Source organism: Janthinobacterium sp. MP5059B, from assembly GCF_001758645.1.
Lineage (GTDB): Bacteria > Pseudomonadota > Gammaproteobacteria > Burkholderiales > Burkholderiaceae_D > Janthinobacterium > Janthinobacterium lividum.
Map to the genome: position 1 here is coordinate 15,319 of NZ_LRHX01000005.1, position 10,451 is coordinate 25,769.

Below are 10,451 nucleotides of genomic sequence, written 5' to 3' on the forward strand. Positions count from 1 at the left end.
CGAGGTGCTGCCGTTGTGCCTTCAGGCGCCGCGTCTTACTTCTGTTGCGCGATCCACCGGTCGACCTTGGCCTCCAGCAGTTTCAGGGGCAGGGTGCCGTCGCCGAGCACCACTTCGTGGAACTTCGGCAGGCTGAATTTGTCTCCCAGCGCTTGCTGCGCGCGCTGGCGCAGTTCGACGATCTTCAGCGAACCGATCTTGTAGCCCAGGGCTTGGCCTGGCCACGCCATGTAGCGCTCCGTCTCGCTTTTCGCCACGGCGTCATAGCCGAGGGTGTCGCGCATGTACTTGATCGTCTGTTCGCGCGTCCAGCCCTTGGTGTGCAAGCCCGTGTCCACCACCAGGCGCACGGCGCGCAGCATCTCGTCGTTCAAATGGCCGAAATACTGGGCCGGATCCTCGAACAGGCCCATTTCCTTGCCCAGGGTTTCCGCATAAAGGGCCCAGCCTTCCGTGAAGGCATTGTTGCCGCCAAAACGGCGGAAGTTCGGCAAGTCCATCTCTTGTACCAGCGCCAGGTGGAAATGGTGGCCAGGCTTGCCTTCGTGCAGGAACAAGGTGGTCATGCCCGTGTCGCCATACAGTTTCGGATCGGTGACGACGGACCAGAACACGCCGGGGCGCGAACCGTCGGCGGCCGGCGCCGTGTAGTGGTCGGCGGCCGTGTCGCGGCTCAGTTCGGGTTCCAGGCGCAAGTCCAGCGGCGCCTTCGGCACCAGGGTGAACAGGGCGGGCAATTTGCTGTCGAGCAGCACGTTCAGCTTGCGGTAGACGTCGAGCACTTCCTGTTCCGTCTTGAACGGGCGGTATTTTGCCTGTTCCGAGACCCACACGGGCAAGCCGGCAGCCGGTCCGTTGTAGCCCATCTTCGGGCCCACGATCGCATATTGTTCCTGGATGCGCGCCACTTCCTTCAAGCCGATGGCGTGGATCTGCTCCGGCTTCAAATCCGTGGTGGTGCTGCTGGCCAAGCGCGCCTGGTACCAGGCAGCGCCATCGGGCAGGGCGCTCCAGCCGCTGCTCGCGCGGCCGGCCGGCAGGTAATCGCGTTCCATGAAGGTGGCCAGGCGCTGCAGCGCGGGCATCAATTTGGCCCCGATGATGACGGTGTAGGTTTGCGTCAGGCGCGCCTTGTCCGCGTCGGAAAAGCTGGCCGGCAAGTTCTTGATCGGCGTGTAATAGACGCTGTCCTGCGGCGTGGCGCTGACGAGCTTTTTAAATTGCGGCAGGGCCGATTCCGTCAACGCCTTCGGCAGCACGATGCCCTTTTGCATGCCGACTTTCATGTTGGCGATGGCTTGGTCTATCCAGCCCGGCAACTGGCCAATACGGCTCAGGTAAGCGTCATACTCCTTGACCGTGGTCAAAGGCTGCGATGCCTCGCCGCCCGCATAGTTGGCCAGGGTGACGGGCATGCTGTCCATCTGGTTCAAGGGCAGCAGGTATTCGGGGAAGCGCTCGAAGCTCAGTGCCGTGGCCAGTTCATAGTCGAGAATATCGTAGTTGATCTGGTCCTGGTGCGACAGCTGTGCGCGGGCAATGCTGCGCAGGGTTTTCTGGTACTGGCGGTACAGCGCGAACTGTTTTGCGCGCGCGGCGGGCACGATGGCTGAACCGAGCTGGTCGTCAAAACGGTTGTCGCCGCTCTCGGTGGCATTGATCGGCTCGAAACGGGCCAGCGCATCGTAGTACTGATCGGCCACGACCTGCAATCGCTGCTTGGCTTGCGGCGCGCTGACGGCGACGGTTTTGGTAGCGGGCTGGGCCGCTTGCGCCATGGGCGCATGGGCGAGCAACAGGGAGATGGCCAGGGTGCCGAGGGTGCCGGCGGCAATACGATGCTTCATGCGCGATGTCCTTTGTAAGGAAGGAGAATGAACGGAGGCGTAGCGAGGTCGGGGTGGCCGGTCGCGATGGAACAGCCGGGGCGTAAGCATACGCGATTGCCCAGTGCGTTTGGACAAATTATTGGGGAGGAATGTTGCTATTTGTCCGCTGGCGCGACCACGGCTTTCATCGCCTGCCAGTGCTGGCTGTTCAAGGGGACGCAGGCGGGGCAGGGCGTGGCGGCGATCAGGCTGCGGATCTGCTGCGCGCGCGCCGCCGTCTGCGGGTGAGAGGAAATCCATCCCGGCACGCTGGCCTTGTCCTTGTCGTCGAGCTTCTGGAAAAAGCGCAGCATGCCGTCGGGACGGATCTGTGCGCGCTGCAAGGCAAGCAAACCCAGGCGGTCCGCCTCTTCTTCCATGTCGCGGCTGAAATACAGGGTGCCGGCCTGGTGCGCCAGCATGGCGGCCACGGCGCTGATGTCACCGATGGTCACGCCCACCAGGGCGCCCCAGCCCAGGCTGCTGATCATTTGCCGCAGCGAATGGCGTTGCTCCACATGCTGCACTTCATGCGCCAGCACGCCGGCCAGTTCGCCCGGGTCGGCTGCCTGGCGCAGCAAGCCCGTATGCACGACGATGATGCCGCCCGGCATGGCAAACGCGTTGACCGTGTCGTCCTGCTTGACCAGCCAGCGGTACTGGTAGCGCGAACCGGCCGTCAGCTTGCGGCCGATCTCCTGCACCGTCTGCTGCGCCACGCCGCTTTCGCTGATGCCGCCCTGCGCGCGCACTTGCGACAGGGCCAGTTCGCCCAGCTGCTTTTCCGTCGACAAGGGGATCCATCCCGCCAGCGCGCCGACGGCATGGCCGCCTTGCCACCACAGCAGGGCGGCGGCGGCGACGGCCGCGCCCGTCAAGCCGGCCAGCCAGCCCGATACTTGCCGCCGGTTGCGCTGGCGCTCGCCCCACAGGCGCTGCAGTTGCGGCTGCAGCGCGGCCGGCGCTTCTTTTAGCACGATGGCGATGTCGTCCGCTGTCAGCGGCTTGAGCGAGGCTTGCCGGCCTTGTCCGTCGAGCCAGTTCAGGAACAGTTCCGGTCCGTCGACACCGCCCACGCTGACGACCAGCTGCGTCACATCGACAGTGGAGCCGGGTGCATCGATGGCCAGCTGGCTGCCGAAGAAGTGCGCGCTGACGGCCGTGCCGGCGGAGCCGCCATCGGGGCCAGCCAGCAGTGCCTGGAATGGCGTCATGCCACCGCCTCGGCAAAGCGGCTTTCGTACAGGGCCGCCATCAGGTCGGACTGGCTGATGATGCCGGCCAGGCGCTCTTCATCGTCGAGGATGGGAATGTGATGGTAGCCGGCATCGGCCATCAGGGGCACGAGGTCGATGATGGGCGTGCCCAGGCGGGCCGTGTGCGGCGACGGCGTCATCAGCTGGCCCACCACTTCCGGTTTGTCGCTGTGGGACAAGCCGCTGCGCTGCAGCAGGCCGCGCAGGCGCTGGCGCATGCCCTGATAATCGTCGAGGCCGCCGTGGCGCAGGAAATCCGTCTGCGTGATGATGCCGATGACGCGGCGCGCCCGGTTCAGCACGGGCAGGGCGCCCACCTGATGCTCGCGCATGGTGCGCCAGGCAACATCGAGCGGCGTGCCGAATTCCACGCTGAGCACGTCTTTCGACATGATGTCGGCGCAGGTGACGACGCCGAAGCGGCGCTGGTAGGCGCGCATTTCCGTTTGCAGGAAGATGGCTTGCAAGTCGTCGCGGCTGATGTCGAGCACTTCGCTGTGCTGGCGCAGCACGGCATCGAGGTCGTCCGGCGAAAAGCCCAGGCGGTTGCTGGGCACCTCATCCTTGGTGTCGTGCGGATGCGGCGCCACCAGTTGCTGGATGTGCGGGTAGCGGCGCCCCGTCAGGTTGTTGTACAGCACGGCGCAAGCGACCAGCACGGCGGAATTGAACAGCACGGTGATGAAGACGAATTCAAAGCCGGCTGCATGCACGCTGGCGCCGCCAACTACCGTGGTCAGAGCGACCGCGCCGCCCGGCGGATGCAAACAGCGCAGGGCAAACATGGCGCCGATGGCCAGGCAGGCGGCCAGCGCCGCCACACCCACGCTGGGGCCCAGCCATTTCACGCAGGCCATGCCGACCAGGCCGGAGACGACATTGCCACCCACCACGGACCACGGTTGCGCCAGTGGGCTGGCCGGCAGGCAGAACAGCAGGACGGCCGAGGCGCCCATGGGTGCGATCAGGTAGACGCTGGCGCTGTCGGGGGCCAGCAGGAAATGGCAGATCAGGCCCGTCAGCAGCAAGCCGCAGATGGCGCCTGCGCAGGCTCGTAATTGTTCGCGGCGGCTGCCGTTGTTCGGTTGCGGCAGCCAGCGTGCCAGGAAAGAAGTCGTCATGGGGGAGGGCGCGTTCGGGCCGCGTTGCTCAGTGTGAGCCCCATATTATCCCATGCGTTCCATTTCGCTGCCTGCGGGCATTAATCCTCGGCGCAGACGGCCTGCAAGCCATGCTGCGCCAGCAAGTTCTTGGCGGCCTCGACGCTGGAAGGCTCCGGCTGGCTGCTGGCGCAGGCATAGATGTCATTGAGGACCGTCTCAGCATCCTTGTGCGTGACGGCGGCCATCAGCTCGGCCAGGTTACGGTCGGAAAAGTGGTCATACAGCAGGGCCAGCACGGCGAAATACGCCGTGTCTGGCATGCCGCCGGGATAGGCGCTGCGCAGCATGCGCGCGGCGCGGGACAAAGTCGGGGGCAGGGTATCTGGCGTGCTCAAGCGGCTTCTCCTTGGCGGTGCTTATATGTTTTCCGCATAAGCACAGTGCAATTAAATGGTGGATATTTCCTACAAGCAGGCATATTCTAGACAATCACGCCCGCTGGCAGCTGTTCAGCTGGCTTCACGATTTCTCTCAGGAGCCCCGCATGCGCGTTTCCCGTTTCGTTTCCCTTTTCCTTGCCAGCCTGCTGCTTGCCGGCACTGCCGTTGCCGCCGCCCCCACACCGGGCAACCCTGTCGCCACGCCGCATTTGCCGTACAACGCTGCGGCCGACGCCAAGGCCGACGTGGCGCGCGCGCTGGCCGAGGCCAAGACGGCGCACGTACCGGTTTTGCTGATCTTTGGCGCGAACTGGTGCGAGGATTGCCGCGCGCTCGACAGGGCCTTGAAGGAAGGCAAGAACGCCGAGTTGATGCAACAGCAGTTCAAGGTCGTCAAGGTCGACGTGGGTAACTTCGACCATAACCTCGATGTGGCGCAAGCCTATGGCAATCCGCTCAAGAAAGGCATCCCCGCTGCCGTGCTCGTATCGAGCGACAACAACCAGGTGCTGTACGCCACCAAGGGCGGCGAACTGGCAAATGCCCGCCGCATGAGCGAAAGCGGCATTTATGATTTCTTCAAGCAAGCGGCGAGCGTGAAGTCACCTGCCCTGTAATTTCCTTAAAACTCTTCCCACGCATCGCTGGCCGGCGCTGTCGGGCGCGCTGCGGGTGCCGCTGCCTTGGCCAGTGCCGGACGGACCGGCTTGGGCAGCGCCGGCTTGCCGGCCGGCTGCTGCGCGGCATGCCCGCTTTCTTCCAGCTTGAAGACGCTGACCACCTGCGCCAGCCTGCCCGCCTGATCCTGCAGGGATTGGGCCGCTGCCGCCGCTTCTTCCACCAGGGCCGCGTTTTGCTGGGTGGCGTCATCCATCTGCGTGACAGTGGCATTGACTTGCGCGATGCCCTGGCTTTGCTCCTGGCTGGCCGAGGCGATTTCGCCCATCAGGTCGGCGACTCTCTGGACGGAGACGACGATGTCCTGCATGGTGGCGCCGGCCGAGTCGACCAGCTTGCTGCCCGCTTCCACCTTGCTGCCCGAGTCGACGATCAAGTCCTTGATTTCCTTGGCCGCCTGGCTTGACCTCTGCGCCAGGTTGCGCACCTCGGTCGCCACCACGGCAAAGCCGCGGCCCTGTTCACCCGCGCGGGCCGCCTCGACCGCCGCATTCAGCGCCAGGATATTGGTTTGAAAGGCAATGCCGTCGATCACGCCGATAATGTCGGCGATCTTGCGCGAACTTTCCGTAATCGCGCCCATCGTCTGCACGACTTGTCCGACCACTTCGCCGCCCTTGACGGCGTGGCTCGACGCCGACACCACCAGCTGATTGGCCTGGCGCGCATTGTCAGCGTTCTGTTTCACCGTCGACGTCAGTTCTTCCATGGCTGCCGCTGTTTCTTCCAGGCTCGACGCCTGGGCTTCCGTGCGCGCTGACAGGTCCAGGTTGCCAGACGCAATCTGGCTCGATGCGCTGGCAATGGCCCCGGTACTGTCGCGAACTTCGCGTATCGTCACGTTCAGCGATGCGACGAAGCGGTTGAAGGCGGCGGCCAGCGCACCGACCTCGTCTTCCGATTCGACAGGCATGCGGCGGCTCAGGTCGCCATTCCCGCTGGCGATCTCGCTGAGCATGTCGGCCGCCCGCGCGACGGGGGCGGCGATGGCGCGGCTGATGACATAAATGATGAGCAGGGCGATGCCGCCACCGGCCAGGCCGGCGATCAGGGCGGCGATCAGGGCCGATCGCGTCACATTGCCCAGTACTTCCGCTTCCGGTACTTCAGCCATCACATACAGATTCAATTCCGGCACGAAGGAAGCGGCGACGAACTGGCGTCCCGCAGGCGCGTCATAGATGGCGTACGCGTATTTTTTGCCCGTCAACAGGCTCTGGCTCAGGGTATCGCTAAAGCCCGGCAAATCCTTGAGTAGATGCTTGCCGTCGGCCAAGGCCGTGTCGCGGTGCACCAGCAGCACGCCGTTGGCGCGCGCCAGGTAGACATGGCCCGTCTGGCCGATCTTGTAGCTGCGGATGGTGTCGACCAGCGCATTGATGGACAGGCCCAGTCCGGCCGCGATCTGCTTGCCGCCCGCCGTCTGGCCACGCGCATTCAGGTACAACATCAGGTCGCTGGAGTTTTCCGCCTTGTCGATGTCGAGCGTATAGGCCTTGTCGCCGGCCAGCAAGCCATAAAACCACTGGTCGGCCGCCTGGTTCTTGTCCAGGGTGCGCAGCAAGCCGTCCGTGGTGAAGTATTTGCCCGTGCTGGCGGAAGCCCAGTTGATCGAGGCCGCCTTGTTCTTTTCCTTGACCACGCTGGCGTAGCGCTGGAAGGTGGCGATGCCGCTGTCGGGCAAGCCAGCGTCTTCCCAGTCTTGCAGATAGACATCGTTGGCCATGGTCTGCACCACGGACAGCGGCTGGCTGATCTGGCGCAGCACGTCGTTGCGGATCTCGCCCACTTGCGCCGGCAATTCCTGGCTGACGACGCGCTCGCGCACGTAGTCGCTGCTCATGCGCACGCTGAGGAAGGACGAGATCGCCATGAAGAGCAGCAGGCACAAGCCCATGCTGAACAGGAGTTTTTTCTGGATGGAGAGGCGGCGGAGCAGAGACATGGAAGACCTTGGATGGTGGCCTGCACAAGGTGCAGAAAAGCGGGCAGACAAGCGGACAGTATACCGGCCGCGCTGCGCGTCCCGCCGCACCATTGCTGCTTTTCGTTCATTTATGTTGCATTGCAGCAACGTGATTTTCCACGTCCGGCCGGCGTGGATGGAAAACGCTTCAGGCAGGCAAGCCGTGGGCGATCAATTCCAGCGGCAATTCCGTGCTGCATTTGATCTGTTCCATGGAAAAGGCGGAGGACACGCCCGTCAGCTGTACGGCCTTGATGAGCTTTTTATAGAAGGTATCGTAGCCCTTGATGTCGGTGGTGACGACTTTCAGCAGGTAGTCGATGTCGCCGCTCATGCGGTGGAATTCCTGTACTTCCGGCAAGACGATGACGGCGGCGGCAAAGCGGCGCAGCCATTTCTCATCGTGCTGGCCCGTGCGCACGCTGACGAAGACGGTCACGGGCAAGCCCACTTTTTGCCGGTTGACGATGGCCACGCGGCTCTCGATATAACCCTCTTCCTCCAGGCGCTTGACCCGTTTCCAGCATGGCGTGCTGGACAGGCCGATCTTTTCGCTGAGGGCGGCGATCGACAGGGTGCCGTCCTGCTGCAGGGCGGCGAGGATGGCGCAGTCGAATTTGTCGAGCGAGGTGTTTGGTGAATTCATTTTGTTATTCCGGTTTTTATGGCATGAACATGCTGCATAGTACCGTAGTTGCAGTGTCTTTTGGCATATCTTCACGGGTGCAGGCCGGTAGACTATCCATATGTTTCAGCCGCTTGCTCTGCCCCTTTTTAGCTGCGCCCTTTTATAGAATACTCAGACTGCCATCATGAAAGAAATCTACCTCGACAGCAATGCCACCACCTGCGTGCTGCCCGCCGCCGTTGCCGCCGCCCGGCAAGCGATGGAGCAGGGCTATGGCAATCCCAGCAGCACCCATGCCACGGGATTGCAGGCCAAGGCCATGATGGATGGCGTGCGCCGGCGCGCCAGCGGCTTGCTGGGCGTGGGCGACGGCCGGTTGATGTTCAATAGCGGCGCCACCGAAGGTATCCAGACGGCCGTGCTGTCCGCCCTGTGCGCGCTGCGCGAACGGCGCGATGCGGGCAAGCGCATCGGCAGCCTGCTGCTGTATGGCGCGACCGAGCACAAGGCCGTGCCGGAAAGCCTGGCGCACTGGAACCGCTTATTGGGCCTGAACCTGGAAGTGCGCAAGCTGCCTGTCGATGCGCAAGGGCGCCACGATCTGCAGGCCCTGGGCGCGCTGATCGGCGACGCGGCCATGCTGTGCACGATGGCGGCGAATAATGAAACGGGCGTTGTCAGCGATTTGTCCGCCATCGCCCAGTTGCTGCAGGAACGGGGCGCCGACGCCTACTGGATGGTCGATTGCGTGCAGGCGCTGGGCAAGCTGAAATTGAACCTGGCCGCCACGCGCATCGATTACGCGCCGTTTTCCGGCCACAAGCTGTATGCGCCCAAGGGCATCGGCATGCTGTACGTGCGCGCCGGCGCGCCGTTTACGCCCCTGATGATGGGTGGCGGCCAGGAAGGTGGCCTGCGCTCGGGCACGGAAAACATGGCCGGCATCGCCGCGCTGGGCGCCGTGCTGGCCGCGCTCGACGATGGCAAGACCTTCCGCAGCCACGCCGACCTGGCCGCTTTCCGCGAGCAGCTGGTGGCCAGCCTGGAACGGGCTTTTCCCGGCATCGTTTTCAATATGCCGTTCGACTTGTCCTTGTCGACGACGCTCAATTTTTCCGTGCCGGGCCTGTCCTCAAAAGAGCTGCTGGACCTGTTCGACGCGGCGCGCGTGCGCGTCAGTTCGGGCAGCGCCTGTTCCGCCGCCAAGGCGCTCCCCAGCTATGTCCTCGAAGCGATGCATGTGCCGCAATGGCGCGCCAGCTCGGCCATCCGTCTGTCGTTCGGCCCCCTGATCGACGCGGCGACGATTGCCGCTGCCTGCGCGCGCATCGAGCGCTGTGGCGAGGCCCTGCGCAGCAGCTGTCTGCTGCCGTCGGCGCTGGCGCCATCGCCGCAGGACGGCGCGCAGGACGGCATAATCCAGCTGGGCGTGGATGGCCAGTGCACCTGGCTGATCAGCGACGCTGCCAGCGCCAGTTGTGTCGTCATCGATCCGGTCGCCGCGCTCGTGCCGCGCCTGGCCGCCTTCATCCGCTGCCAGCAGCTGGCCTTGCGCGCCATCGTGCACACGGCGCCGCCAGCCGACCATGGCGTGGCGCGCCTGGCATTGCTGCAGGAACTCGCCATCGAGCAGGTGGGCCGCATCGATATCGACGGTGAGCTGGCACTGGGCCAGCAGCGCCTGCGCCGCGTCGAGTGTGGTGAAAACCATGTGTACCTGCTCGATCAGCGCTTCGCCTTCATCGGCAACCTGGCGCCCGAGGCGCTGGCGCCCCTGCTGGATGCGGCGTTGCTGACGCAAGGCACCGTGCTGTGCGCGTCAGGCGACGACGGCAGCATTTGCGGCACCGTACGCAGCGTGCAGGAAGGCATCGTGCCTGCCGCCGAACTGCAGCTCGATGCAGCCGCCTTGCCCGCCTTCCTGCGCCAGCATCCCGACGCCATCCTTGTCGATGTGCGCGAAGCGTATGAACACGCGGCTTGCGCCGGCACGGTATTCGAGGGCTGCGCCGTGCGCAGTGTGCCGTTGAGCCGCCTGGCGGGCCAGGTAGCCGCGTGGCTGCAGCAGCCGCAGCGCCCGCTGGTCTTTTTCTGCCGCAGCGGCAACCGCAGCGCGCGCGCCGCCGCCTGTCTGCGCCGCCTCGGTCACGGCGCGGCATGGCAACTCAACGGCGGCATGGCGATGGCGGAGGCGACACGCCACCCGCTGGCCATCGCTGCCTGAGCGGCTTGAACTTTCTTCCGTGAAATATTGCGCCGTGCCATCATTGGCACGGTGCTGCTACTCATTTCCCTCTGTTCATTTCCTCCAGGAATTTTTCTCCCGTTTTACTCGCTGATTTCTTTGCCGGCACGCCCCTAAAGCGCCGGGTATGTACGCTAGCGCACGGTCTTGCGCACAGGGCGCCCCTACGATGAAGTTCAGAAAATCTCCCTATACCCTGAGATTCGTCGCAACGCTCCGGCGCTTCGCTTTCCGTCTTCGCCAGTGTCCGATCGTGTTCTTCAGACT

General features: G+C 64.2%; 8 protein-coding genes. 2 read left to right on the forward strand and 6 right to left on the reverse strand.

Annotation, left to right across the window (positions count from 1 at the left end; genetic code table 11):
• Positions 1–35: 35 nt before the first annotated feature.
• The 4 genes from JAB1_RS03735 to JAB1_RS03750 form a co-directional block, all read right to left on the reverse strand.
• A complete protein-coding gene (locus tag JAB1_RS03735; protein ID WP_070278870.1) occupies positions 36–1,847 on the reverse strand; it encodes a DUF885 domain-containing protein in 1,812 nt (603 codons plus the stop codon).
• Positions 1,848–1,984: 137 nt separating this feature from the next.
• Positions 1,985–3,082: a M48 family metallopeptidase gene (locus JAB1_RS03740; RefSeq protein ID WP_070278872.1), complete on the reverse strand. Its 1,098-nt coding sequence runs from the start codon at positions 3,080–3,082 to the stop codon at positions 1,985–1,987.
• Positions 3,079–4,245, reverse strand: coding sequence for an HPP family protein (locus tag JAB1_RS03745; protein ID WP_034783256.1), 1,167 nt, complete (start codon positions 4,243–4,245; stop codon positions 3,079–3,081). The genes JAB1_RS03740 and JAB1_RS03745 overlap by 4 nt, the downstream gene beginning before the upstream one ends.
• 80 nt (positions 4,246–4,325) lie before the next feature.
• Positions 4,326–4,622, reverse strand: coding sequence for a DUF3349 domain-containing protein (locus tag JAB1_RS03750; protein WP_139144427.1), 297 nt, complete (start codon positions 4,620–4,622; stop codon positions 4,326–4,328).
• 149 nt (positions 4,623–4,771) lie between these two features.
• Between JAB1_RS03750 and JAB1_RS03755 the strand changes: the two genes are divergently transcribed.
• Positions 4,772–5,284: a thioredoxin family protein gene (locus JAB1_RS03755; protein WP_034783258.1), complete on the forward strand. Its 513-nt coding sequence runs from the start codon at positions 4,772–4,774 to the stop codon at positions 5,282–5,284.
• A gap of 5 nt (positions 5,285–5,289) precedes the next feature.
• Here the strand turns inward: JAB1_RS03755 and JAB1_RS03760 are convergent, their stop codons facing one another.
• Positions 5,290–7,290 (reverse strand): methyl-accepting chemotaxis protein, encoded by a 2,001-nt coding sequence (locus JAB1_RS03760; protein ID WP_070278874.1) that lies wholly within the window; start codon positions 7,288–7,290, stop codon positions 5,290–5,292.
• 169 nt (positions 7,291–7,459) lie between these two features.
• The gene (locus JAB1_RS03765) at positions 7,460–7,957 is read right to left on the reverse strand and encodes an Lrp/AsnC family transcriptional regulator (protein WP_034783259.1); all 498 of its coding nucleotides are present in this window, start codon (positions 7,955–7,957) and stop codon (positions 7,460–7,462) included.
• 166 nt (positions 7,958–8,123) lie between these two features.
• On the opposite strand from JAB1_RS03765, the gene JAB1_RS03770 reads away from it, so the two are divergent.
• Positions 8,124–10,163 carry an aminotransferase class V-fold PLP-dependent enzyme gene (locus JAB1_RS03770; protein WP_070278876.1) on the forward strand — a complete coding sequence of 680 codons (2,040 nt, stop codon included), beginning with the start codon at positions 8,124–8,126 and terminating at the stop codon, positions 10,161–10,163.
• Positions 10,164–10,451: the final 288 nt, after the last annotated feature.

Excerpts from the sequence above, each read along its gene's own strand:
- JAB1_RS03740 (WP_070278872.1), bottom strand. The coding sequence starts at position 3,082 with ATGACGCCATTCCAGGCACTGCTGGCTGGCCCCGATGGCGGCTCCGCC.
- JAB1_RS03755 (WP_034783258.1), top strand. The coding sequence starts at position 4,772 with ATGCGCGTTTCCCGTTTCGTTTCCCTTTTCCTTGCCAGCCTGCTGCTT.
- JAB1_RS03765 (WP_034783259.1), bottom strand. The coding sequence starts at position 7,957 with ATGAATTCACCAAACACCTCGCTCGACAAATTCGACTGCGCCATCCTC.
- JAB1_RS03760 (WP_070278874.1), bottom strand. The coding sequence starts at position 7,290 with ATGTCTCTGCTCCGCCGCCTCTCCATCCAGAAAAAACTCCTGTTCAGC.
- JAB1_RS03735 (WP_070278870.1), bottom strand. The coding sequence starts at position 1,847 with ATGAAGCATCGTATTGCCGCCGGCACCCTCGGCACCCTGGCCATCTCC.
- JAB1_RS03745 (WP_034783256.1), bottom strand. The coding sequence starts at position 4,245 with ATGACGACTTCTTTCCTGGCACGCTGGCTGCCGCAACCGAACAACGGC.
- JAB1_RS03770 (WP_070278876.1), top strand. The coding sequence starts at position 8,124 with ATGAAAGAAATCTACCTCGACAGCAATGCCACCACCTGCGTGCTGCCC.